12 protein-coding genes are annotated in these 25,726 nt (G+C 68.9%); 2 read left to right on the top strand and 10 right to left on the bottom strand.

Translation table 11 applies throughout. From position 1 onward, the window contains the following. The first annotated feature begins 106 nt into the window (after nt 1–106). The gene (locus tag ACOGI9_RS01670) at nt 107–529 is read left to right on the top strand and encodes a hypothetical protein (RefSeq protein ID WP_419858173.1); all 423 of its coding nucleotides are present in this window, start codon (nt 107–109) and stop codon (nt 527–529) included. Between the two features lie 12 nt (nt 530–541). On the opposite strand, the gene ACOGI9_RS01665 is transcribed toward ACOGI9_RS01670, so the two are convergent. The 3 genes from ACOGI9_RS01665 to ACOGI9_RS01655 all read right to left on the bottom strand — a co-directional run bounded on the left by ACOGI9_RS01665 (nt 542) and on the right by ACOGI9_RS01655 (nt 9,133). Then, nucleotides 542–2,848, bottom strand: a complete 2,307-nt coding sequence (locus ACOGI9_RS01665) for an Ig-like domain-containing protein (protein WP_419858172.1) — start codon at nt 2,846–2,848, stop codon at nt 542–544. 120 nt (nt 2,849–2,968) lie between these two features. Beyond that, nucleotides 2,969–6,043, bottom strand: coding sequence for a hypothetical protein (locus ACOGI9_RS01660; RefSeq protein ID WP_419858171.1), 3,075 nt, complete (start codon nt 6,041–6,043; stop codon nt 2,969–2,971). 735 nt (nt 6,044–6,778) lie between these two features. After that, a complete protein-coding gene (locus tag ACOGI9_RS01655; RefSeq protein WP_419858170.1) occupies nt 6,779–9,133 on the bottom strand; it encodes an ATP-binding protein in 2,355 nt (784 codons plus the stop codon). 187 nt (nt 9,134–9,320) lie between these two features. Between ACOGI9_RS01655 and ACOGI9_RS01650 the strand changes: the two genes are divergently transcribed. Continuing rightward, the gene (locus tag ACOGI9_RS01650; RefSeq protein ID WP_419858169.1) at nt 9,321–10,112 is read left to right on the top strand and encodes an endonuclease/exonuclease/phosphatase family protein; all 792 of its coding nucleotides are present in this window, start codon (nt 9,321–9,323) and stop codon (nt 10,110–10,112) included. A 450-nt stretch (nt 10,113–10,562) separates the two neighbouring features. Here ACOGI9_RS01650 and ACOGI9_RS01645 read toward each other — a convergent pair whose 3' ends face one another. From ACOGI9_RS01645 to ACOGI9_RS01615, 7 genes are all read right to left on the bottom strand, one after another. Continuing rightward, the gene (locus tag ACOGI9_RS01645; protein ID WP_419858168.1) at nt 10,563–12,545 is read right to left on the bottom strand and encodes an Ig-like domain-containing protein; all 1,983 of its coding nucleotides are present in this window, start codon (nt 12,543–12,545) and stop codon (nt 10,563–10,565) included. A gap of 123 nt (nt 12,546–12,668) precedes the next feature. Further along, nucleotides 12,669–15,971: a hypothetical protein gene (locus tag ACOGI9_RS01640; protein WP_419858167.1), complete on the bottom strand. Its 3,303-nt coding sequence runs from the start codon at nt 15,969–15,971 to the stop codon at nt 12,669–12,671. Nucleotides 15,972–16,598: 627 nt separating this feature from the next. Further along, entirely contained in the window at nt 16,599–19,448 is a 2,850-nt protein-coding gene (gene uvrA, locus ACOGI9_RS01635) for an excinuclease ABC subunit UvrA (protein ID WP_419858166.1), read from the bottom strand. 61 nt (nt 19,449–19,509) lie between these two features. After that, nucleotides 19,510–20,745, bottom strand: a complete 1,236-nt coding sequence (locus tag ACOGI9_RS01630; protein ID WP_419858165.1) for an Ig-like domain-containing protein — start codon at nt 20,743–20,745, stop codon at nt 19,510–19,512. Further along, nucleotides 20,685–21,551 carry an Ig-like domain-containing protein gene (locus tag ACOGI9_RS01625; RefSeq protein ID WP_419858164.1) on the bottom strand — a complete coding sequence of 289 codons (867 nt, stop codon included), beginning with the start codon at nt 21,549–21,551 and terminating at the stop codon, nt 20,685–20,687. Before ACOGI9_RS01625 ends, ACOGI9_RS01630 begins: the two co-directional genes overlap by 61 nt. Before the next feature lie 24 nt (nt 21,552–21,575). Next, on the bottom strand, nt 21,576–22,967 hold the full coding sequence (locus ACOGI9_RS01620; RefSeq protein WP_419859221.1) for a sodium:solute symporter: 1,392 nt from the start codon (nt 22,965–22,967) through the stop codon (nt 21,576–21,578). A 41-nt stretch (nt 22,968–23,008) separates the two neighbouring features. Further along, nucleotides 23,009–25,648 carry a glycoside hydrolase family 3 N-terminal domain-containing protein gene (locus ACOGI9_RS01615; RefSeq protein ID WP_419858163.1) on the bottom strand — a complete coding sequence of 880 codons (2,640 nt, stop codon included), beginning with the start codon at nt 25,646–25,648 and terminating at the stop codon, nt 23,009–23,011. Nucleotides 25,649–25,726 lie beyond the last annotated feature (78 nt).

Here is a 25,726-nt window from a genome sequence, read left to right as displayed (position 1 = left end):
AGGATCGCGCCGCGCGATCCCGGTTGACGCTCCGTTGATCTCAGCGGCGAGCTTTGGTGCGGTAGCTCGAAGCGCTAGTTTGAGATCGTCGCCGAAGGAGCCGTCCATGCCCAAGCCGAACGCGCAAACACCCCAGGCCGGAGCGGATGCCGGCCGAACCCGCGTTGACGACCGCCGGTCCCGCACGCGCGTTCGACCATCGGGAGCCACCGACGGCATCACGATCACGCGCTGGAGCTTGGCACTCTCCCTGACGATCGCGCTCTCCGTCGTGACGGCCGCCTTCACCCTCGTGTGGAACCAGACCGAGGAGCTCGGTGAAACGCAGGTGCAACTCGTCGCCATCGTCGCAAGCCTGGATGCGCGGATGACCGGCGTCGAGACGCGCATGACCGGCCTGGAGACGCGGATGACCGGCCTGGAGACGCGGGTGGCCGGCCTCGAGTCGGAAGTGCGCGACATGCGCGAGGAGATACGCGAACTCGCCGACCTCATCCGCGACCGGGAGCTGCGCCCGCCTGCTCAGTAGGCTTCCACCAGGTTACGGGCGTGCTCTGATGGCGGTCGGGTCGCGGGCGAGGCCGGCGAGGAGCGTGGCCACGTCTCCGTCGCCGCCCGTGCACCGCTGGAGGATGTCGCGGATCGTCTCCCGGGCGCCGGTACCGCCGTCGTAGGCCACGGTTGCGTCGCTCTCGTCCAGCCGCCACGTGACGAAGACCCTTTGGCGGTCCTGGATCAACCCATCGATGAACGCGTCGCGAGGCGTACGGCCCAGGCGAGCGGTCCAGGTCTCCCATCGGGGGTCCTGGTGCGCGGTGATCAGGTCCAGCGTCCGAGGCGGCGGCGTGGACCACTCTACGTTGACTCGGGACGTGTAGCGGAGACGCCCGGACTCGTAGTCTTCGATGCTCCCGGTCAAACGCGCGCCTCCGGCCACGAATGCAAAGTCCACCGAGGCGGACGTGGGCGTGCAGAACGCCGCCATGTGGCTGGCCACCCCCAGGCCGTCGAGGTCCGCTTCGTGGGGCGACACCGCCTGCCAGCCGCTCTCGTCGCCCAGCGTGATCGCTTCGATGGTCCAGGACTCCGCGGTAAGGATCATCTCCGTCGAATCGCAGTTCGCCAGCACGGCCTCGAGGGCATCGCGCTCCGCCTCGTCCACCGTCAGCGCGTACTTGAGGCGCACGGCCACGATCGTACCCGCGAACCAGCACCGGTTGAAGTCCGGCATCCACTCGGCTGCGTCGTTTCCCGCCTTGAGGCCGAGATCCAGCCTCGGCGAAGCGAGCGCGAGGTTCTCGAGGTCGCGGGCGAACGCCCGGCGCAGGCTCGGCGCCCAGGCGCAGCCGCCGGAATCGTGCGCCTCCCGCTTGGCCACGATGTGGTCGACCTGGACGTCCCGGGGGTGGTCGTAGTACACGCCGGTATACGCCTCGTAGAACCTGTCGCCCAGTTCGGCGGCCACCGCATCCTCCAGGCCGGCCGGGTGCCGGTACTGCTCCGGGTCGTAATCGGAGCAGCGGACTTCCGGCGCGACCACGAGCCCGCGCCAGGTTCCCGGCACCGGAGCCGTCCCCATCACCCAGACCGTCGTTGAGACCGCCGTCTCCGGCTCGGTGATCGCGAGCGTGAGGGTGTCGCCCGATATCGCATACGTGCCTGCGCCGGACACCTGTCCGGTCTGCCGCCAGCTCCCGTCGGTGCGCACGGTGAACGTGCCTTCGTCCGTGATCGTCAGGGCCGGCGTCGTGATGTCCACGTCGTAGCTGCCCGTCGCGGCATCGCCCGCCGGCGCCTCCTGCGTGAGTTCCAGCGTTCCCGATACCGTCGGTCGAGTGAGCAGCGTCCCGCCCGTCGACGTCCCGACCAGGCTCTCGAGGAAGTACGTCCCGGTGAGATCCGGAGGCGGAGGAGGGGGAGGAGGAGGAAGGACCGTGATCTCCGCCATCCCTTCCACTCCGGCGGCCGAACCGTCGCCGGCCGCCGTGATGGTCGCCGTGCCCTCGGCCACCCCTCGTACGAGGCCCAGGCTGTCCACGGAGGCGACCGCGGTATCGCTCGAGGTCCAGCCGAAAGCCGCGTCGGCGACCACGTGTCCGTTGGCGTCCGTCGCCGTCGCGACCAGCCGGACGGTGTCGCCCGTGGCGAGCGTGTGGGTCGACGGCGTGACCTCCACCATCGCGGCCGCCTGAGAGACCACGACCGAAGCGCTGTCCGACACATCGCCCGCGCGTGCCGTGACGGTCGCGTTCCCGTTGGCCAGGGCTGTCACCAGACCGCTCGTATCCACCGACGCGACGTTGGTATCGCCGCTCGACCACACCACGGCTGCACCCGCGATCGGTCGGCCGAGCTGGTCGTGTACATCGGCGGACAGCCGGACCGTCTGGTCGATCGCGGTGAGCATCGCGGTGTTCGGCGTGACCGTCACGATCGTGGCCGCCGGTGCCGCCACCTCCACGGCGAAGCTCTGCGAGGCAGAGAGTCCGCCCGGATCGGAGGCCGTGACGGTCACCGCCGCCGCGCCCGACGCGACGCCCGTCACGGACAGATCGGTGCCCGAAAGGGCGACGGTCGCGACGGCGGCGTTGGACGTCGCGGCGGCATGGCTCAGCGCGTCGCCGTCCGGATCCGAGAACGATGCCGAGATATCGACCGTCACGGTCTGCCCCTCGACGACCATCTGATCCGGGATCGCCGTGGCCGCCGCCGGCGCCCGGTTGGCGGGCGGAGGAGGAGGCGGCGGTGGGGGAGGAGGTGGCGTGGGCCCGGGGTCGACCGTGGCTCCCCCGCCACAGGCAGCGGCGAGGGTGGCTCCGACCAGAATGAGCGGAAGGGCGCTTCGCATCCGACCGTGTCTCGGCATGATCGCTCGCACCTGCACCTCCCCGAAAAAGAAAGAAGCGGGCCCCCGCAGACTGCGCAGGGGCCCGCTTCCGTGAGGCCTCTCGTCAGAGACCGCCAGGGTTTATGTGTCGTCGTTGTCGATGATCGTCAGCGTCACTGGACTGACCGTATACGTCTTGCCCGCACCGCCAACCTGAGCGCCATTGGCGTCATCGAGGCGGATCGTCTCGTTGGACTCGTCAGTGCCATCGTCCACGATCTCTATCGTGACCGTGGCCGTCGCCGTCGTCGCCCTCGCGTTGAACTGCAGGTCCACGAACTCAGGAGTCCTGAAGTCGTCGATGGCGGCTGTGCTGCCCACCGCACCGCGCGACGCCGTGCTCCCGGCATAGCCGAGTGAGAAGTTGAGGATGCCGCCCACGGGCGAGTCCGCCGTCCCGGTGATCTCCACCGTTATGGTGCCCGCATCCTCGTTCACCTCGGTCACATCCAGCGACAACGTGATGTCGGGATCGTCATCCATGATCCCGATGCTGGCGGGCACGTAGTACACGCCCTGCTCGGCGCTGGCGCCCACCGTCAGTGAAATCTCGTCGTTGACCTCGTCACGCGCGCTGTCGTCGATGGCATCGACCTCGACCTCCGCCTCCCCAGACGTCATTTCCGCAGCGATCACCACGTCCACGCTGGTGGGAGGAGCAGGCGTCGTCTCCGCATCGCCAGTGGGATAGCCGATGGCCACCGTCACGGTGGTTTCAGCAGCAGGCGCCGTGCCGGCCGTCACCGTCACCGTCACCTCCTCCGCGGCGGCGTCCTCGCTGATCGACTCCGTGTCTACCGTGATTGCGAAGTCGTCGTCGTTCGACTGCACCGCCAGCGATGCATCCTCGAAGTCGTCCGCCGAGTGCGTCACCATGCCTTCGTCCGGCATGATATCGAGATCGTGTGCGGCCGTGATCACCACAACCAGCGTGTCCGCACCCGCCACGTTCGTGTTGGGGAAGGTCAGCGTCGACGGAGTCGCGGTGAATCCGGTCGGAGCGGTGACCGTCACCGTCGCTTCCGTCTCCTCCGTATTCGCCAGCTTGACAGCGTACGCGGTACCCGTCGCATCGCCCTCGGTCACCTCGAGCTCCGTCAGCGCTGCCGGCATGACCGGCGGCGAGGCGGTGGCGTCTCCGAGCGTTGTGAACTCGAACGTCGGTCCCGGAGGCGTCGGCGGCTCACCGTCTGGCCAGTCCACAGTGAAGCTGCCGAGCTCGTAATCCCCGGGGTTGCCGGGGCCTCGGCCGTTGGCTTCGACCGCGACGTCCGCGGAGGCCAGCCAGAAGCAGTACCTCTTCATCCCCTCGGCCTGCCTCAGCGTGAACGACTCGTCGAACACGATCTGGTTCGTGTTGTTCTCGAGATCCCGCAAGTTGCGGACCACGGGATTGCCCCTGCCAGCGGCGAGATTTTCAGCCTGTTCACAGGCATCAACGGCTGGGTCTTCTAGGGCGATCTCTTTGATGCTCAACTCGGCCGTCTTGATGACGTTGGCGTCGGAAATCGTTCCGCCGACGGTGACCGTGACGGTCGCCGTGTTGATCCTGCCGATATCCGACTGGCTCTTTGACAACGTGATGCCCGGCGGATCCCCGTCACGCGTATAGGCGAACGTGGCGCCGGCGAGGTTGGGTGGCACGGCGCGGTCCCGAACCTCGACGTTGACCACGTGCCGCCGTTGCCTGTCAGCGGCAGTAACGCCGGTGTTCGTCTCGATGATGACGACATCGCCGTCCACCGTGATGACATCGCCGGGATCATCGGCGTCGCCGTACCCGGTGCGGAAGTAGCGATTCGACCAGCTCGTGCCCCAGAAAGCCCTGGTGGCGTCGCCATTGAATCCGCTGCCGTCCTCACCCGTCTCGAGCTCGGGATCCTCCACCTCGAACGTGAGCGTGGCGTCGTCCATCAGCACCAGCTCCTCGTCGGGCACGAGATCGTCGACGTCCGGAGACGTCTTGTCGACACCGAAGAACTCCGCCGACTGGATGCGGACCCGGCTGAGATTCCTGGAGTTCCCCATGCGGTCCGTCAGCGCCTGCAGCTCGGCGGTGTAGCACTGTACGCCGCCATCGTCGCTGAGATTCCCGGCATCGGGATCGTCCTCGGGAAGATCGCCGACCGCGGCGGCATCCTCGACGATCGCCTGGAACGCCGTACCCGCACCATCCCTGCCTGGGTCGGTGTTGGCGCTGATCGAGCAGTCACCCACGGCGATGACGTCCGCCACGCCGCCCGCGCCGCGCTCGGTGACACCCGAGACGCCGAACCGCTGCGAGCGACCGTCGTACGTGCCCCTCTTGCCCGAGTAGTGCACGTTGGCGATGGAGGCGCCCTCGATCGTGACTTCCGAATCGCCAGACACTCTCGGCGAAGCGAAGTCGAAGTAGATCGGGCCGATCTTCGTCAGATCGTTCTCCATGTCGCCGGGCACGAACTTCGACGAAATGTCGAGCCCGTCCGGATCGCTGATGGTGCCGTCCTGGATGATCCAGTGACCGCCGTGGCCGTCCGCGTTCCGGTCCTCGGTCAGGGCGTTCTGGCTGGAGAGGACCGTGAAGGTGAACGGCGGCTCGTCGTCAACGCGCTGCCTGCCGTTGTACTCGCCGTAGCGACCCGACCTATGCGTCCGGAAGGACAGATTGTCGTTGTAGCTGTCCCCTTCCTCCTGCATCGTGTCGGTCATGCCGCGCAGGCCGATCTTGCCGACCACGGTCCCGTCGAAGGCAACCGGGCACACGTCGAACGTGTTCACGTTGTCTTCCGTCGTGGGGCCGCCGTAGAACGTGACGCCTCCGACGATGTGGGACACGCTGCCGGGGTTGTGGTCGATCATCACGTAGTTGGAGTTCTTCAACGTGATCATCTGCGTGGCGAGCGCCTGCCGGACCGTCCCATCGGCGGTCGTGATCTGCGCGCCGAGTTCGTGCTGGCCGTTGGCGAACCGGGGCTCGAGCTGCATGCCCACGCACTCGCCGGCCACCTGGTCGGTGTCGAAGAAGCACTCGAGCTCGACCGAGCCGCCGGACTCCGCGATGCCGGGCAGGACGCCGGCCGGAGCGGCCGCGTCACTCGAGGCGCCGCGGCACGAGATGACCTCGTCGCCCAGCGTGAGATCGACGTTCGTCACCGTCTCGTCGTTGTACTGCACGTCGAGCAGGACGGAGATGTTGCCGGAGACGTTCGACGGATCCACCGCCTGCGTCCGGTCGTCGACTTCACGCAGCCCGAAGATCGTCACGGTGGCCGGCTGTCCGCCGTCCTGACCGACCTCGACGTTGAAGCCCTGGTTGGCCAAAAGGCCCGCCGGATCGGCTGCTGTGATAGTGTCCACCGCTGAATGGATAACTTGTTGTGGCAATGTGTGTTAGGGGATTTTGGACCCGTACTTGCCACACCATCGATTCTCTCGCTCTCGAGGTAGGGCCGAGGGGGGAGCCGGAACTGGTCGCAGGGGGGTCGTCGAGCGGCCTTCGCGATGGCGCCGAGGGGATTCCGCCGGGGTGACGGGCTAAACGTCGGCTGACTTGTCAGGCGGGGACCGGTGAAGGTGTCTCGGATGCATACCTTCCGAACAGGGAATGGGTTACGTCATCTACGACCCTGTTCGGGTCAAACGCTCACGCCTCCGTGCCGTCGCCGACATGGGTTCCCTTCATGAAGAGTCTGAATCAGTGGATCATCGAACGCGATCGGCAATCCGGTCGCGCCCGCGCCGGTTAGAGGGAAAGGGTCCTCACCGTGTCGCACCTCATCCTCGAATGTGGTAATGGATGTTGTAAGCCATATGATATGTTGTGATACCATCTAAAACATGCTTAAAACCATCGAAACAGGGGCTAATTGAAGACCCGTTGATGCTCTTCGCGACTCGAGTTCCGGGACCTTACGTCTCACCGGGGCTCGCCAGACGGTAGCCGACCCCGCGCTCGGTGAAGATGTACGCGGGCGCGTCCGCATCGTCGCCCAGGCTCGCCCGGAGTTTCCTGACCACGGCGCGGACGCGATTGGTGTTGTCCAGGCCCCGGAGCCCCCATACCTGGCGGAGAAGGGTCTTCGTGGTCACCACCCCGCCACGGTTGACCGACAGGATGCGCAGCAGGTCGAATTCCTTGGCCGTGAGGGCCACCCGCCGGCCGGCGACGGTGACCCGGCGGCGGGTGTAGTCGATGGCCAGATCGCCGCACAGGAAGGTCTCGGGCTCATAGCGGCTCCGGAGCGCCGCGCCGACGCGCGCCACGAGTTCGGTATGTGAGAAGGGCTTGACGATGTAGTCGACCGCCCCGCTGGCGAGGGCGTCGGCGATCGTCTCGTCCCGGCCATAGCCGGAGATGAAGATGACCGGGAGATCGCTCAGTTCCGGGACCTGTTCCATCAGTTCGATCCCGTTCGTCCCCGGGAGCACCAGGTCCAGGAGAACCAGGCGCGGACGCTCCCTGTGGATGATGTCGGAGAGCCCTACGGGATCGCCCACCGTGAGCGGCTCGTAGCCCGCTCCGGACAGGATGTCCCTCACGTGGCGCAGCATCTGTGGATCGTCGTCCACCACCAGGATCCGCGGCTTCTCCTCCCTTCCCCCCGGCCCGTTCGGCCGTCCGTCGCGCGGGTCTGCCTGCGCGGAGGAAGCGCCGGCCGCCGGGATCGTGAAGGAGAAGCATGCGCCCTGGCCCGTCCCCCCGCTCTCGGCCCGGATGCGTCCGCCGTGTGCCTCCACGAGGCCCTTGCAGATCGCGAGCCCGAGCCCGGTGCCGCCAGTGACGCCCTCCGCGTAGCCCCCCGCGAGACCGGCGCGCTTGCGGAAGAGGTGCGGGAGCCGGTCGGGCGGGATCCCGCGTCCCTCGTCCGATACCGAGATCTCGACGTATCCGTCCGCTGGGGCCGCCTGGATCCGGATGGGCGTGGCCTCTGGAGCGTGCCGCGCCGCGTTCGAGAGAAGGTTGCCCAGCACCTGCACGATGCGCTCTCGGTCGGCCATCGCCTGCGGCAGGTCTCGCGGGAGGTCGATCAGGACGGCGTGGCGGCCGCCGCCACTCAGGAACGTGTTGCGGGCCCGGTCGATGAGCGCGGCGACGCTCGAGGGCTCGGGCGCGACCGTGAGCGTGCCCGCCTCGATGCTCCCGGCGTCCAGGAGGTTCGCGATGAGGCCGTACATGTGGTCGGCCTGCGAGTCGATGAGGCGGAGGAACCGGATCAGCTCGGCCTGGGGCGGGAGCGAGGCGGCACCGAGCGCGGTCGCAGTCGAGCCCTTGATCGAGGTCAGCGGGGCGCGCAGTTCGTGGCTCACCATTTCGAGGAACTCCGCCCGCTGTCGCTCCAGCGCATCGAGGGGGGCGAGGTCCTGCATGGTGACGACGACGGACACCACGTCGCCCTGGTCCGAGCGGATCGGTGTGGAGTTCATCAGCGTCCGCACACTCCGTCCGTCCGGCACGGACAGCACGATCTCCTCGGCCCTCATCGCCTTGGCGTGCTCCAGCTGGTCCGACAGTGGAAACTCCTCGAACGAGACCTCCCGCCCGTCGGCGAGCCGCCACGAAACCACCTCGAAGAGTTCCTCGCGCGGGTGGCCCGGGGTGCACAGCCCATCGACGATGCGCCACGCCTCGCGATTGAACGAGACCGCGCGTCCGGTCTTCGCGTCGAGAACCATCACCCCGACCGGCGACGTCTCGACCAACACCTCGAGATCCCGCCGCGCCCGTTCGACTTCGCGGTGCGAGCGCGCGTTCGCGATCGCCGTCGCCGCCTGCGAGGCGAAGAGGACCAGGGTCTCCTCGTCCTCGCTCGTGAACGGCTCGCCGTTTTCCTTGTCGCTGAGGAAGAAACTCCCGAGGTGCTCGCCCCGGCAGTGCATCTGGGTCGCCTGCAGCGTCCTCGAGTGCCACGGGATCGGGGAGAAGCCGAGGCCGCGCAGGTAGCCGGCGAGGTCCGTCACACGGAGCGGCGCCGGCAGGTCCCGCAGGTGGTGGAAGAGCCGCTCCCCGTCGGGCCACGCCAACATGTCCCTGTGCGCCTCGGGAGAGAGGCCACGGATGACGATATCCCGGAGTTCTCCCCATTCGTCGATCGTCGTGATCACCCCGGCGCGAGCACCGGTGAGCGCGCACGCGCTGTCGACGACCTCGTCGAACACGGTGGCAAGGTCGAGGCTCTGGTTGATGCGAAGGATGGCGGCGCTCAGCCGGGAGGCGCGGTCACCGGAGGCCCCGCGCCCGGGCCCGGTCGGGTCTCGATCGTTCATTGCTCCACTCCGCAGGCTGCCGCCTGCCCTCCGTAACGAAAGTTGCATAAAAGGCGCACAAAACGCACCAAACGTCACGTTCAGCGCACAATATAACTAGTATACTTAAGGGTCCGCCGTAGGGGACAGAGACAGACGACGTTGACGGCCCGCCTGCCAAGTGGCCTGACCAGGGAGCGAAACACGAATGAAGCTGCTTACATGGAACGTCAACAGGGCGGGCGAGTCTCGTGGCGGGGTGTGGGAGATGGTCCGCGACGAGGACGCCGACATCGTTCTGCTTCAGGAGGTCACCGGGCTACCGGAGTGGGTGCCGGAGCGCTACCAATGCCTCTCGATAACGCCACGGTATTTCGGGGACCATCACGCTCCGTTCTCGTCGGCGATCCTCTCCAAGGGGATGATCGATGCAACGCCGTATCTGAGGTCCGAGCTTGCGTGGGTCAACAGAATACAGGCGGAGCGCTACGGGTGGATCGTCGGGTGTGAGACTGTCCTTGACGGCGAGCGGTTCCGCGTGGTCACTGTCCACTCGCCGGCTTTCAGCATCCCACAGGAAGAGTTGGATGGTGTGGACGTGTCCGGCGTCAAGCTGACGAACAACTCCGAAGTCTGGTTCACGGAGATACTGTGGTCGCTCCTGAGCGCCGCGGGCGTATCGGACGATACCAACTGGATCGTCGGTGGCGACTTCAACAGTTCGGTCCTGTTCGACGAACCGAAGGACAGGGGCAACCGGCAGGTGATCGAGCGGTTGAACAATCTCGGGCTGACGGACTGTTTGAGTCATTTCCACGGTGCTCCGGTGCCCACGTTCCAGCACACGCGAAAGACGGTCCATCATCAACTCGACTACTGCTACGCGAACGGGTTGATGTTGGAGCGGCTGACAGAGGCTCGCGTACCGAGCCACGAGGCAGTGTTCGGCAGGGAGCCGAGGCTGAGCGACCACTTGCCGATCCTGTGCGAGTTCGTTTGAACGGTGTTCTACGGCCTGTTGCTACGGATGGGTCAGCGGGTGCAAGACGTTATGGCGCCGGTATCCTGCCAACCGGGCGGCGGCACATATCAGATGCGATGACGCATATATTGAATGTGCCAAAAACGGGGGTGCGTTCCAACATTCATTACCTCATACAAAAATGAGGTGCGAAACGGTGAGGATCCGTCTTTCACCCCCTCTACACGGCCGTGGCGGCGTGTGAACCTGAATCTGCCGACATACATTGTGATGCGCAAGTCAGTGACAATGCTGTGGCGAACATTTGAAACTGGCCGAAGTAGCACGGGGCGGAGCCGCGAGAAACGCACTCGAGATCGAGGATCACCGGGTCATCGTCCGATCCGACCCTGAAATCGGGGTTTCTCGCGGCCGCCCGGACACGCTCCGCGACCGCTGTCGCACCATCGAGAACCGTGTGCTCGGCGTTCAATCGGGACGGCCCGTGGGGCGACCCAGGCGGACCCGGTTCGCGGCCGGGGCGTCGGCGAGCGCCCTCAAGCGACCGGCTTGTGCGGCGTCCACTCCGCTCACGGCGTCGGCGCTGATTTCCTCGCCGGATACCTCCACCCAGTCGAACAGCGCCGTCAGATCGACCGGGCCCCGGTTCACCAGCCAGAGATCCGTGAGGCCATCCAGGATGTCGCCCAGGGAAATGCCGACCAGCGTCGCGTCCAGGCTGATCCTGAAGAGCTGAGTGCCCCCGCCGGGCGCGCCGACCTCGAACACGAAGAAGCCGCTGCCTCCCGTCTCATGTCCCAGCCGGATCTGGTCGTACGAGCGCGGAGCCGCCGAGATGGACCGCGTATGTCCGGACAGGTTCTCGACCGTGACCCAGGCGTCCTGCGCGCCATCGAAGACCGCGAACTCGTAGTTCACGTCCGAGGACATCGGCAGCAGGAGCCGGACGGCGAGGAACCGGCCGTGTGTCGTGAACCAGATCACTCCGGGCGTCGCCTCGCCCTCCACGCGGCTGATCTCCGCGGTGAGTTCCCACGCCCGCAGGCTCGGCGGCGACCGGAGTTCGGCGCTCCCCAGGCTGCCCGTGACCCGGTTGGTCAGCTCCAGCAGGCTGTCGGCTTCGGACACCACCGCGTCCGCGTTCTGGATGTCCCAGTCGTTGAGGCTCTCGGGGGAATCGAAGTCCTCCCTGAAGCCGCCCTGCCGCCCCGTGACGTCGACCTGGATGGTCTGCGTTCCGGTCAGGCCTCCCCGGTCGGTGGCCGTCACCGTCACCGTGGCGGTGCCGCCGGCCACGCCGATCATCGTCAGCGTGTTGCGGAACATTGAGATCGTCACCACGCCGGCGTCCGATGTCTCCGCGGCATAGGTGAGCGGGTCCCTCTCCGGGTCGCTGAAGTACTGGGCCACGTCGACCCTCGCCGTGCGCCCCGCGTCGATGCGCTGGGCGGGGATCGAGCCGACGGGCGCCGGCGCGCGGTTGGCGGTCCGCACCGTCACGCGGACGCTCTGCGTCACGCTCAGGCCGCCCGGGTCGCTCGCCGTCACCGTCACCGTCGCCGCGCCCTGGGCCACGCCGGTGAGCGTCAGGGTGTCGCCGGACACGGCCGCGGTCACGATGGCGGTGTTCCTCGAGGTCGCCTCATAGCTGAGATCATCGCCATCAGGATCGCTGAAGTACCGGCTGACGTCGATCTTCTGCTCCTGTCCCGTCTCGATGCTCTGGGCGGGAATCGAGCCCGACGCCGTCGGCGCGCGGTTGGGCCTCGTCACCGTCACGCCGAGACCCTGCGAAGCGCTCAGACCGCCGGGATCCGTCGCCGTCACGTTCACCGTCGCCGTGCCCGGCGCCACCCCGACCAGGATCAGGCTGCTCCCGGAGGTCGAAACGGAGACCACGCCGGTGCCCGAAGTAGTGGCGCCGTAGGTGAGCGCGTCGCCGTCCGGATCGCTGAAGTACGAGGCCACGTCGAGCGTCAGGGTCCGCCCCGCCTCGACCGTCTGGGCGGGAATCGAACCGATCGGCGCCGGGGGTTTGTTGGGTGTCTGCACCGTCACGGCGACGCTCTGCGCCGCGCTGAGGCCGCCCGGATCGGTCGCCGTCACCGTCACCGTCGCCGTGCCCTCCGCCACCCCGACCATGGTCAGGTTGCTGCCGGAAACCGCCACGGAGACCACGCCGGGGGCCGACGTCGCGGCCGCGTAGGTCAGCGGCCCTCCGTCCGGGTCCAGGAAGTAGGGAGCCAGGTCGATCATGGCGGACTCGCCGACGTTGACGATCTGAGCGGGAATCGAGCCGACCTGGACCGGGGGCTGCGGGGGCGGAGGCGGGGGCTGGGGGGGCATCGTCGGCTCGCTACCGCACGAAGCGAGGCCCGCGATGAGAAGAACGAGGAACGACGCGGATACGGCGCGCCGGAACCGGTGGGAGGAGAAGCGGCAGTCGGTCATCGAAACACCCCGGAGACATTCGAGTGGCGTGGCGTGCGACGGGTGCGTCAGAAAAAAGAAGGGGGCCCCGCAGACTGCGCGGAGCCCCCTTCCGTGAGGCCTCTCGTCAGAGACCGCTAGGGTTTATGTGTCGTCATTATCCATGATCGTCAGCGTTGCGGGGCCGACCGTGTAGGTCTTGGCTCCGACCGTCGCGCCGTCCGCGTCATCGAAGATGATCGTCTCGTTGGCCTCGTCGTCGGCGTCGTCCGTGATCGTCAACGTCACGTCCTCCGACGCCGTCGTGCCATTCGTGTTGATCGTCAGCGTCACCGAAGCAGGACCGGTGTAGTCGGTACCGGCCGTCGCCGTACCGCCAAGGGCGAGCGTGAACGTGGTAATCCCGTTCACCGGCGCGTCCGCCGTCGCCGTGATCGTCACGGTCACCGCACCCGCATCCTCGTCCACCGAGGAACGGCTCAGCTCCAGCGTGACGTCGGGATCGTCGTCCATGATCGCGATGCTGGCGGGCTCGGCGTAAATGCCCGCGCCCGATGCTTCGATGGTCGGCGTCGTGATGGACACTGCGATCGACTCGTTCTCCTCGTCGCGCTCGGCGTCGTCGACCGCATCCACCATCACCGTATCCGCCCCCGTCCGCGACATCGCACTGACCGTCACGGATGCGGTGGCGGCGCTGGTGCTTCCGATATCGCCGGCGACGGTATTCGCCCCCGCAGCGAGGGACAACTCGATCGCGTTGGTGACGTCCGCGGCCTCACCGGCGTTCACGGTCACCACGACCTCCGTGGGATCGTCATCCTCGGAGATCATCGCCGGGCTGACCATGATCTCGAAGTCCTCATCCATCGACTTCACTGCCAGCGATGCCGCCGTGAAGTCCGTCGCCGAGTGGGTCACGGACCCAACGTTCGACATGATGTCGAGGTCGTGTGCGGTCGTGACCGTCACCAGCACCGTATCCGCGGTAGCGTCGTTCGGGTTGGGGAAGTTCACCGTGGTCGGACTCACCGTGACTCCGGGCGACGTGGTGAGCGTTATCGCCACCGTGTCGGCGTCCGTATTCGCGAGCATGACGGCGTACATGACGCCGGTCGCATCGCCCTCGGTGACATCGAGCGTCTCGTCGATGTCCGTTCCGTCCACATTCTTGAACTCGAACGTCGGGCCTGGCGCCACCGGCGGCGGCGGCGTTCCGGGCCACGTCACGCTGAACGTCGCGACTTGAGCGCTGTAGGCGTTCTCGGCCGCGCGGTCATCGGCGTCGCGGGCGTCGTCCTCTGCGTGCAGATAGAAGCAGTAGGTCGTCGCGCCCAGGTCGTCGGCCGGCTTGACCGTGAACACCTCGGAGAACTCAATCTCGTTGGTGCCGTTGTCGAGACGCCGCACCGGACCGCTCACCTGCGTTGAGGGCAGAGCGTCATCGCCCATCGCGCAAGTGTCGCCCTTATGGATGCTCAGGAACGCGCGCCGGATCTCGGTCGCGTCACTCAGCGTCCCTCCCACGGTCACGCTCACGGACGCCGCCGAGATCGCGCCGAAGTTGCTCGGCACCGCGGTCAGCGAGAGCGCCGGATCCGTCTGGTCGCGGATGAACGTGAAGGACGTGCTAGTGTAGTTGCCCGCGTTGTCTGCCACATCGGCGTACACGGTGTGGCTCCGTTCGCGAGCGAAGGTGCTACCGGCAGTCGGCTCGATGTCGATCTCGACCGACCCGTTGTCGGCCATCGCCGACCCACGCCAGTAGACGCGGGAGGACGTTCGACTCGAGCTGCCGGCCCATGCTCTGACCGCGCTTGCCAGCCCGCTGCCGTCTTCGCCGGTCTCGAGCCGCGGCTCTTCGACCTCGAAGAACAGCGAGTTACTCGACAGCACGATCGGCTCGGAAGGCCGCTCGCGGCTGATCTCGGGCGCCGTGCGGTCCACGCCGAACGTGGTCGCCGTGCGGATCCTCGGCACGTTGGCCAGACCGACGGCGTTGCCCAGCCGGTCCGCCAGAGACTGGACCTCGGCCACGAAGCAGTCGTACCCGCCGCCGTCCGCTACGCCGTCCCTGTTGGGATCTTCCTCGGGCAGCTGGCTGATGGTCGTGACGTTCCCGGAAGCCTCATCCAGCGGAACGAACGCGGTGCTGCCGCGCGTGTCGGCGTTGGCGCCCACGCCGCAGTCGCCCACGGCGATCGCCGAGGTCATGCCGTACACGTGCCCGACGCCCATGTCGGACATCTCCGTGATCCGGAAGCGCCGGGTGCTCCCACCCGACCCGTCGCGGTAGTGCGTCGCTTCGGTCGACGCCCAGGTGGTGGCGTCGTTCGAGGTCGCGACCACGACTTCGGAGGTGTTGGTGCGCACCGGCGCCTTGAAGTCGAAGTGCAGCGGGCCGAGCTTGGCCGTCTCATCGCCCATGCGGAACGTCGACGTGATGTCGCCGCCGTCCGGGTTCAGGATCTGGCCCGAGTTGATGATCCAGGTCTCGGTCTCGCCCGGATCGTTCTCCACGCTCGTGTTGCCGCTCCACCAGATCGTGCTGGCGGACCACGTGAAGGGCGACTCCTTGGCCGGGAACTGCGGACCGTTTCGGACTTCCCTGAAGCTCACGGTCGGGCCCTCTACGGCCTCCTGGCTCGTGTCCGTCAGCATGGTGGAGAGCGTCATCTTGCCGACGACGGTGCCGTCATACGCGACGGGGCAGGCGTGGAACATGTTGACGTTGCCCTCGACCGACGGGCCGCCGTAGAAGGTGAGGCCGTTGGTGTGGGCCCCGACCTCGGACTCGGCGCCCGGCGTGTGCGCGACCATCACGAACCCGTGGTTGTTGAGCGTGATCGACTGGCCGGCGAACGCCTCGCGCTTGTCGCCCCGGGTCGTCTCGACGTAGGCGCTCAGCTCGTAGCCGCCGTTCGCGTACATCGGATCCAGTTGCATGCCCATGCACTCGCCCACGACCGCGTTGGTCTTGAGCTGGCACTCGACCTCGACGCTCGCGCCGGTCTCGGCGAGACCCGCAATGTCGGCGCCCATGTCGCCTGAGCTGCCTCGGCACAGAGGCGTGACGGCCTCGCCGTTCAGTGTCAGGGCGATGTTCGTCACCGTCTCCTCGTTGGGCTGCACGTCGAGGAGCACGTAGATCGTGCCGGCGATGTTCGTCGGGTCGCCGATCGCTTCCCGGTTCTCATCCAGCAGCCTGGAGATCACCACCGTCGCCGGATCCTCCCCGCCGACCGTGACGTTAAATCCCTGGTTGGCCAGAAGTCCGGCCGGGTCGGCCGCCGTGATAGTGACAACGGCACTTCCGCGGGCGACACCGGTCACCATCGCGCTCGTACCGTCGACGCTCACCGTGGCGACGCCGTCGTTCGACGAGGCACCGGTGAAGGTCAGCGCGTCGCCGTCGGGATCGCTGAAGTACCCGTTCAGTGCGGACACGGACACGGATCCACCGACGTCAACGTTGTGGGCCGGAATCGTGCCGACTGCCACTGGCGCCCGGTTCGCCACCGGAGGCGGCGGCGGAGGAGGCGGCGGTGGCGGAGGCGGCGGCGGAATTACCGGCGGTGGAATGGTGATGGGCGGAATGTCCGGGAACGGCGGGGTGACGACCTCTACGGTGTCACCGCAAGCGCCGATGGTCAGGACCGCCCCGACCGTCAACAGCCTTTTGGTACCCTTTCTCATTCTTCACTCCTCCTCAGGATGGAGTCCTTCGGGTGTATGGCCGACTCGATCGATCAACATACCACCGCCGACGAACGATGCACCACACCCCAGCCCGCAAATCGGGCTGAACATACCCACGCTCTCACAGGGTGGCAAGAGCGCCGGAAGCCGCAAAAACACCTTGTTTTCGTCGATGTTTCCTTCGGTCGAGCAAGTCCGTGAAACCGTCGCTTCGGATCACGTTTTTTCGGGGGGATTCAAGGCAGGCCCCACCACACTCTCCACCACCCATTCCCCCGCGTAACCTGGAGTATGGCACCGATCGCCGCCTGCCGTCAAGGTTTTGGAACCGTCAAGCATTGGTGCAACGCGCGCTAGTACGGCCCACTACACCAATCATATGGCCAGGGTTCCGCTCGATTCCGGCAGGAGCGAGGCGAGGTGCCGGCCCGTGTGGCTTCCGGTCGTGGCGGCCACGAGTTCCGGGGGGCCCTCGGCCACGACGAGGCCGCCTCCCGCCCCTCCCTCCGGGCCCATGTCGATGACCCAGTCGGCCGTCTTCACGACGTCCATGTGGTGTTCGATGACGATGATCGTGTTGCCGCGGTCGGCGAGCCTGTGGAGGACGCGCAGCAGGAGGCGCACGTCCTCGAAGTGGAGGCCGGTCGTGGGCTCGTCGAGGATGTAGACGGTGCGGCCGGTGCTCGTCTTCGCGAGTTCGGTGGCGAGCTTCACGCGCTGGGCCTCGCCGCCGGAGAGCGTGGTGGCGGGCTGGCCGAGCGTCACGTAGCCGAGGCCGACGTCGGAGAGCGTGCCCAGGCGGCGCTTCACCGACGGCACGGCGTCGAAGAACTCGAGCGCCTCGTCCACGCTCATCGCGAGCACGTCGGCGATGCTCCGCCCGCGGTAGAGGACCTCGAGCGTCTCGCGGTTGTAGCGGCGTCCGCGGCAGATGTCGCAGGGGACGTACACGTCGGGCAGGAAGTGCATCTCGATCTTCACGAGGCCGTCGCCGCGGCAGGGTTCGCAGCGCCCGCCCTTCACGTTGAAGCTGAACCTCCCGGGCGCGTAGCCGCGGATGTTCGACTCCGGCAGGCGGGCGAAGAGTTCGCGGATCGGGGTGAAGAGGCCGGTGTAGGTGGCCGGGTTCGAGCGCGGGGTGCGGCCGATGGGGCTCTGGTCGACGTCGATGACCTTGTCGAAGAGGTCGATCCCCTCGATCGCGTCGTGCGCGCCGGGGACGAGCTTCGAGCGGTAGATCTCGCGGGCGAGGCGGCGGTAGAGGATCTGCTCGACGAGGGTGGACTTGCCGGAGCCGGACACGCCGGTGACGCAGATGAAGGTCCCGAGCGGGAACTCGACGTCGATCGCGCGCAGGTTGTGCTCGCGGGCGCCGCGCACGACGAGCCGGCCGTTGTCCGGCGCGCGGCGGCGTTCCGGGACGGCGATCTCGCGCTCGCCGCGGAGGTAGGCCGCGGTGAGCGAGCGGTCGTCCGCCAGGAGCCGGTCGATGTCGCCGGAGACGACGACTTCCCCGCCCTCGCGCCCGGCCCCGGGCCCCATGTCGACGATGTGGTCGGCGCGGCGGATCGTGAGTTCGTCGTGCTCGACGACGAGGACGGTGTTCCCGAGGTCGCGCAGGGCGCCGAGCGTCTGCAGGAGCTTGCGGTTGTCGCGCGGGTGGAGGCCGATGCTGGGTTCGTCGAGCACGTAGAGGACGCCGACGAGGCGGCTCCCGATCTGGGTCGCGAGGCGGATGCGCTGGGCCTCGCCGCCCGAGAGCGTGCCGGCGGAGCGCGCCAGGGTGAGGTAGCCGAGCCCGACGTGGTCGAGGAACTCGAGCCGCTCGACGACCTCCTTGAGGATGGGGACGCGGATCTCGGCCGCCTGGCCGCCGGCGGCGCGGGCGGCTTCGAGCCAGTTGCCGAGGAGGGGGCGGAGTTCGGCCACGGACTGCGCGGTGAGCGCGGGGAGGGAGAGGCCCTCCAGGGTGACGGCCCGGCTCTCCGGGCGCAGCCGGCCGCCCTCGCAGGCGAGGCAGGTGGAGAGCGTCATGTACTCCTCGAGCGAGAGGCGCACGCGCTCGCTCGTCGTCTCGTGGTAGCGGCGCAGGGTGGCGGCGACGGCCCCCTCCCAGCCGACGTCGGTGTCGCCGTAGAGGATCGCCTCCTGCTGGTCCGCGTTCAGTTCGCCCCAGACGGTGTTGAGGTCGAAGTCCAGCTTGCGGGCGAGCCGCACGAGGGCGTGGCGGCGGGCGCCATGACTCGGCGCCCCGAGGGGGAGGAGGACGCCCTCGAGGATGGAGATCCGGTCGCCGCCCACGATGAGGTCGGCGTTCGGGACGCGCTGGGAGCCGAGCCCGTCGCACTCCTGGCAGGCGCCGAAGGGCGAGTTGAAGGAGAACTGCCGGGGTTCGAGTTCCGGCATGCCGAGCCCGCAGCCCGGACAGGCGTAGCGCTCGCTGAACAGGTGCCGCGCCTCCCCCTTTCCGTTCGCCCCCCCGTCGGTGGCCTCTCCGTCGCCGTTGTGGAGCGCGACCTCGACGACGCCGTCGGCCATGCGGAGGGCGGTCGCCACGGAGTCCGCCAGCCGCTCGCGGTCGGAGGCGCGCACGACGAGCCGGTCCACGACGACGGAGATGTCGTGGTTCCGGCGCCGGTTCAGGAGAGGCGGGTCGGAGAGGTCGACGAGTTCGCCGTCCACGCGCGCGCGCACGAAGCCTTCACTGAGTGTGCGCTCGAACAGGTCGCGGAACTCCCCCTTCCGTCCCCTGACGAGCGGGGCGCGGACCTCGATGCGGGCGCCGGCGGGCCAGCCGAGGATCTGCTGCGCGATCTCCGACGGGGACTGCGGGCGCACGGGGCGGCCGCACGAGGGACAGTGGGGGGTGCCGGCGCGGGCCCACAGGAGCCGGAGGTAGTCGTAGATCTCGGTGACGGTGCCGACGGTGGAGCGCGGGTTGCCGCCCGCGGTGCGCTGCTCGATCGCGATGGCGGGCGAGAGGCCCTCGATGACGTCGACGTCGGGCTTCTCCATCACGCCGAGGAACTGCCGGGCGTAGGCGGAGAGCGATTCGACGTAGCGGCGCTGCCCCTCCGCGTAGATGGTGTCGAAGGCGAGCGAGGACTTGCCGGAGCCGGAGAGCCCGGTGACGACGATGAGCCGGTCGCGCGGCAGTTCGACGTCGACGTCGCGGAGGTTGTGCTCCCGCGCCCCCCGCACGATGAGAGCGTTCGAGTCTTCCATAGCCCGGCATCGTAGGCGCGGGCGGCGCCCCCGCGCCAGCTTGGGGAGCCCTGTCGCCTGCCTACCTGGGGATTACGCGGGTGATGCGGCCGTCGGGGTCGGCGAAGATCAGGGGGCCTCGCCAGATGTCGTCGCCGTAGGGGATCTTCGGGGCGGCCTCGATGGCGCGGGCGAGGTCCGGGCTGGGCAGCCGGTAGGGGTCGGCCGGCGTCGGGTCGACTTCGTAGCCGAGATCCGCGAGCGACCGGAGGGTGATCGCGCTCAGTGGGTCGGCCACCCCGAGGTGCTGGAACGGGGTCATGAGTTCCAGCGCCAGGACGGATTCCCGCCAGTGGCTGTTCCGCGATCCCTGACCGTCCTCGTTATGCACGGGCACCTTTGCGCCGGGGTAGCTCGCGCCGCCCGCCTCGTCGAACGCGGCGATGGCGAGCGGGCCCGTGAAATGGGTGTCCGGTGACGACGTCTCCGAGGCGGGGTTCCGGAGCAGGCCGAGACGCCGCCAGAGGAGGCCGATGCCGAGCACGTGCCCCATTTCGTGAAGGATCACCTCCTCCAGGTCTCTCGTCGGGAGCCGGCCGAGGTCGGCGGCGTCCATCAGGATCCGGCCGTACAGGGGCAACGAGGTCGCGGCGCGGACCCAGCACGGCCCGGCGCGTCCCAGGGTGCCGAGCGGACCGTCGATTTCGACCACCGCCACCACGATCATCAGGTCGTCGATCGTCTCCACGTGGCGCTGGAATAGCGGATCGTCGCCGCAACCGAGCGTCCGGTTCATCTGCGCGTCGGGCAGATCCGTCGGCGCCAGGATCTCCATCCAGCGCTCCGCCGCCCGTTGAAACGCGGCCTCCTGGGACCGGGTCACCGGGGTCGCGAACACGAGTTCGATCTCGAATGGGGTCGCGGCAGGCACGACGACGACTTCAAAATACAGGTTGGCGGCGGCCTCCTCCGGATCGGTCGCCGTCACCGTGACCAGCGCGACGCCGGGGGCGACCGCGCGGATCGTCAGCGTATCCCCGGAAACCATGACCGTCGCCACCTCGGAACTGGTCGAGGTCGCCGTGTAGGTGAGCGGGTCGCCGTCCGGGTCGCGGAAGTGGGCGGACACGTCCACGGAGGCCGTGTCGCCCTCGAACAGCGTCTCGGACGGGATGTCGCCCACGACCTCGGGCGCCCGGTTCGGCACCGTGACCTCGAAACGCTGCTCGGCGGTCAGATCGTGACCGTCGCGGGCCGTCACCGTGATCGTCGCCGGGCCCTTCGCGAGCGCCGTGACGGCCACCGAGTCGCCCGACACGGAGACGGTGGCGACCTCGCCGTGTCCGACGAGGCCGCCTCGTAGGTGAGGGAGTCTCCGTCCGGATCGCGGAAGAACGGGGACACGACGACGACCTCCGTCTCGCCGACCTCGATCGTCCGCGGGGGAAGCGTCTCGACGGCCTCCGGCGCGCGGTTGGGCACCGTGACCTCGAAGCTCTGCTCCGCCCCGGCGCCGTCCGGATCGCTGGCGGTGACCGTGACCGTCGCGACGCCGGCGGCGACCGCGTGGATCGTCAGCGTGTCGGCGGTGACGGTGACCGTCGCGACCGCGGAATCGGACGAGGTCGCGGCGAAGGTGAGCGGGTCGCCGTCCGGGTCCCGGAAGTGGGCGGAGGCGTCCACCGTCGTCGTCTCGCCCGTGAACAGCGTCCGGGCCGGGATCGAGTCCGCGGCGGCGGGCGCCTGGTTCGGGACCGTGACCTCGAAGCTCTGCTGGGCGGTGAGACGCTGCGGGTCGCGCGCGGTCACCGTGATCGTGGCGACCCCCTTGGCGGCGGCGGTGACCGTGACGGAACTGCCGGACAGCGAAACGCCGACGAAATCCGCGTTCGAGGACGCCGCCGTGTAGGAGAGCGCGTCGCCATCGGGGTCGCGGAAGTAGGCCGACAGGTCCACGGTCGCCGCCTCCCCGACGGCCAGCGTCTGCCCGGGGATCGTCCCCACCGCCTCCGGGGCGCGGTTCGGCACGGGGGCGGGTCCCGTGACGTCCGGTTCCCCATCGCCGCAGGCCGCGACCAGGACGACGGCGGCCGCCGCCAGCAGGCGTGTTCTCCGCGAATTCATCTCCGCGACCTCATCCCTGTGACTTCACTCCGACGCGCGCGAACCGCGGCGGGAGCCGGCGAGGAGGCCGACCGCCACGGTGATCGCCGTGCCGATGAGGACGAACCAGGGCCAGGCGACCGCGTCCCGCGCCCCGATCCATATCGCGGTGACGGATCCGATCCCGAGGGCGATGCCGAGCCGGGCCGAGCGGCTGGTGGCCCGGCGCGAGAAGCGGGCGAGCGCGAACGCCCCGAGCAGCCCGCCGTAGACGAGCGACGCGATCCCGAGCGAGACCTCCACGGCGGTGCTCTCCTCGCTCAGCGGGATGAACCCGATCGCCGCCGCCACGAGCAGCACGGTCCACGCCACGGCCGCGATGCGCCCCACGCGCAGGATCCGCCGCTCGTCCGCCTCCGGACGGGACGCCGCCCAGAAGTCGTACGCCGCCGTGGATGAGAGCGCGTTGATCGAACTGGACAGCGTAGACATGGCGGCCGCGAACACGCCCGCGATGAGCAGGCCGCGGACGCCGGCGGGGAGCGCTTCAACGATGAACCCCGCGAAGATCTCGTCGGCGCGCACGAAGGCGGCTCCGTCGTACCACGCCCAGAGGCCCAAGCCAACGAAGAGGAAGAGGGTGAACTGGAAGAGGACGGCGAAGCCGCTGCCGACGAGCGCGCGGCGGCTCGCGGCGAGGTCGCGGCAGGCGAGGAGGCGCTGGACGATGAGCTGGTCCGCGCCGTGCGAGCCCATGGAGAGGAAGGCGCCGCCGAGCAGTCCGGCCCACAGCGTGTAGGGTCGCCCGAAGTCGAGCGCCGGGTCGATGACGGTGAGCTTCCCGGCCTCCCCGGCGCGGGCGAGGATCTCGGGCCAGCCGCCGGGCACGGCGCCGGCGAGGACGACGAGGGCGATGAGCCCCCCGGCCAGGTAGAGCGCCATCTGCGAGGCGTCGACCCACACGACCGCGCGGATGCCGCCGATGAAGGTATAGATGAAGGTGACGGCCCCGATGACGAGCACGGAGGCGATGAGCGGCCACCCCGTGACGAGCGTGAGCGGGATCGCCGTCGCGAACAGCCGCACGGAATCCGCGAGGAGGCGCGTGATCATGAAGATGCCGGAGGTCAGCCGCCGGGTCTCCGTCCCGAACCGGGCCTCGAGCAACTCGTAGGCCGTCCGCAGCCGCCCCTCGCGGTACGCGGGCAGCAGCCAGAAGGCGACCGCGATCCGCCCGAGCACGTAGCCGGCCGCGATCTGCACGAAGGCGAGCGACCCGCCGTACGCGATGCCGGGGATGGAGAGGAAGGTGAGCGTGCTCGTCTCCGTCGCCACGACGGACAGGAGGACGACGGCCCACGGCAGGTCGCGCCGGCCGAGGAAATACTCCTCTCCCCCGCGCGCGCCCCTGCCGAGCCACGCGCCCCAGGCGGTGATCCCGCCGAGATAGACGACGAGGATCGCGAGGTCGAGAGAGGTCAGCGGTCGGGGCCCTCGGGCGCCGGGCCGCCCGCGCTACCCGGATCGCGGGGGCGTACCGGCTGGTCGCGGATCGAGGTCGCGACGGCGTCGTGCACGGCGCGCCGCAGCGCGATGTGCTTCCGGTTGTCCCGGGTCGGATTCACGCGGTTCGTGAGCAGGACGACGAAGAGGTCCAGTTCCGGATCCACCCAGAAGCTCGTGCCGGTGAAGCCGGTGTGCCCGAACGCCTCTTCACCGAAGTAGTCGCCCGCCGACGAACGCCCGGAGGGGGTGTCCCAGCCCAGCGCCCGGCTCGAGGCGGGGGCGGCCCGCGCCGTGAACCGCGCCACGGTCTCCGGCGAGGGCGAGTCGAGACGGGCGGAGAAGGAGCGGGTGTACGGCCCGGGCGGGGGTCGGTCGGCGGCGGCGAGACCCCGCCCTTCGCGCGCGGCGGCGAGGATCCAGGCGGCGAACTTCGAGAGGTCCCGGGCCGACGAGAAGAGGCCCGCGTGCCCCGCCACGCCCTCCAGCGCGTGGGCGTTCTCGTCGTGCACCTCGCCGTGCACGTGCCGGTGCCGGTACACGGTGTCCACCTCGGTCGGCGCCGTGCGGCGGTGCAGCGAGCGGGGCGGCTCGAACCAGGTCTCCGTCATTCCCAGCGGACGGAAGACGGACTCGTGGAGGTAGTAGTCCAGCGGCTGTCCCGAGACTTCCTCGATCAGGAACCCCAGCGTCATGAACCCGATATCGGAATAGACCGTCGGTTCCCCGTCCTCCCCCGGCTCGTAATCGGGTTCGAGGGCGGCGAACGCCTCGCGGTACGCCTCTTCTCCCCGGAGGGTGCGCCAGAAGGGCAGGAAGGGCGGCAGGCCCCCCTGGTGCGTCAACAGGTGGCGGACGGTGACGTCGCGCTTCCACCCCCGCGACCATTCCGGCAGGTGCTCGCCGATGCGGGTGTCGAGGGAGAGACGGCCGTTGTCGATGAGCTGCATCACGCCCGTCGTCGTCGCGACGACCTTCGTGAGCGACGCGAGGTCGTACAGGCTCGAATCGGTCGCGGCGGTCCCGGCCGGCAGCGTGGCGGAAGACGCCCAGTCCAGGTTTCCGTAGCCGCGCAGCCGGACGACCCGGTCCCCCCGTCCCACGGCGAGCACCGCGCCGGGCGTCGCGCCATCGCGGATCGCCGCATCGATGATCCGGTCCACGCGGGCGAGGGAATCTCCATCCATCCCCACATCCGCTTCCGGGCTCCCCGCCTCCGGACTCCCCGCTTCCGGACTCCCCGCTTCCAGACTCCCCCCAACGGTCAGGCCGTCGCCGAGGGCGTGGCGGGGCGGGAGCGAGATCGGCAGGCGGCCGGAGATCGGCGCGCCGAGGAGCGCGAGCGCGGCGGCTTCCTGCGAGGCGTCCGCCCCGCCCCACGCGATGAGGTACGTCTCCGCCTCCGGCACGGAGTTGAGCAGGTAGGGGCTCCCGAAGGAGACGAGCACGGGGGTTCGGCCGGCGGCGTCGAGACGGTCGAAGAAGCCCCGGACCTCTTCCGGGAGGTCGGTGGAGTCCGAGGCGGCGCCGGGCCGGACGTAGGCGGAGAAGATGACGGCGTCGACGGAGCGGGCGCGCCGGAGGAGCGAGTCGTAGACGGCGGGGTGGGTGTCGAACCCGATCCGGGCGCGGCGGACGCGCACGGCCCGGCCGAGTTCGCGGTTGAAGACGCGGCCCGCGGCGAGGTCGTTCTGCCCGGCGAAGGTGACGGAGAGCACGGAGCGCGACTCGAGGGGCACGGCGCCGGCCTCGTTGCGCACGAGCGTGATGGAGCGGGCGGCGACCCCGCGCGCGAAGGACTCGTGCCACTGGGTGCCGACGAGCCGGGGGATGGCGTCGGGGTCGACCTCCGCGCCCTCGTGCACGCGGGCCCGCGCCTTCAACTCGAGGACGCGCCGGACGGAGGCCTCGATGCGCCCGGCGGTGAGGCGGCCGGAGCGGACGGCGCCGACGACGGCCGCGATGGCCCGCAGCGGCTCGCGCGGCATGAGCAGGACGTCGCTCCCCGCTTCCAGCGAGCGGATCGCGGCTTCGCTGGCCCCGTAGTCGTCGGCGATGGCGGCCATGTCGAGCGCGTCGGTGAAGAGGACGCCGTCGAAGCCCAGGTCGTCGCGCAGCATGTCCGTCATGAAGTACGGCGAGAGCGTGGCGGGCGGGGCTCCGGCGCCGAGGATGCCGGGGGCCGCGACGTGCGCCGTCATCACCCCGTCGACGCCCTCCGCGATCGCGCGGCGGAAGGGGACGAGTTCGAGGCTGTCGAGGCGGGCGCGGTCGCCGGGAATGACCGGGAGGGCGACGTGGGAATCCGTCCCGGTGTCGCCGTGGCCGGGGAAGTGCTTGGCGGTGGCGAGCAGGCCGGCTTCGTGCGCGCCCCGGATGAACGCCGCGCCCAGGGCCGCCACGCGCTCCGGGTCCTCCCCGAAGGAGCGCGTGTTGATGATGGGGTTGGCGGGGTTGTTGTTGACGTCGAGCACGGGCGCGAAGGCGATGTGGACGCCGAGGGCCCGCGCCTCGATGCCGGTGATGCGGCCGGCGGAGTATGCGTAGTCCTCATCGTCCGCGGCGCCGAGCGCCATTGCCGGGGGGAGGACGGTCGCGCCGGGCATCTCGAGCATGTTCGGCAGCGCGTATACACGCCGCTCACGCGGAACCCGGCGCCGGACTCGAAGTCCGCGGCGACGAGCAGGGGGACG

Origin of the sequence: Candidatus Palauibacter irciniicola (genome assembly GCF_965208695.1) — a bacterium.
Classification (GTDB): Bacteria; Gemmatimonadota; Gemmatimonadetes; order Palauibacterales; family Palauibacteraceae; genus Palauibacter; species Palauibacter irciniicola.
This window is presented reverse-complemented; position numbering and strand designations above follow the sequence as displayed.

Coding starts and splice junctions, on each gene's coding strand:
- ACOGI9_RS01670 (WP_419858173.1), top strand. CDS start 107: ATGCCCAAGCCGAACGCGCAAACACCCCAGGCCGGAGCGGATGCCGGC.
- ACOGI9_RS01665 (WP_419858172.1), bottom strand. CDS start 2,848: ATGCGAAGCGCCCTTCCGCTCATTCTGGTCGGAGCCACCCTCGCCGCT.
- ACOGI9_RS01655 (WP_419858170.1), bottom strand. CDS start 9,133: ATGAACGATCGAGACCCGACCGGGCCCGGGCGCGGGGCCTCCGGTGAC.
- ACOGI9_RS01650 (WP_419858169.1), top strand. CDS start 9,321: ATGAAGCTGCTTACATGGAACGTCAACAGGGCGGGCGAGTCTCGTGGC.
- ACOGI9_RS01645 (WP_419858168.1), bottom strand. CDS start 12,545: ATGACCGACTGCCGCTTCTCCTCCCACCGGTTCCGGCGCGCCGTATCC.
- uvrA (WP_419858166.1), bottom strand. CDS start 19,448: ATGGAAGACTCGAACGCTCTCATCGTGCGGGGGGCGCGGGAGCACAAC.
- ACOGI9_RS01625 (WP_419858164.1), bottom strand. CDS start 21,551: ATGAATTCGCGGAGAACACGCCTGCTGGCGGCGGCCGCCGTCGTCCTG.
- ACOGI9_RS01615 (WP_419858163.1), bottom strand. CDS start 25,648: ATGCTCGAGATGCCCGGCGCGACCGTCCTCCCCCCGGCAATGGCGCTC.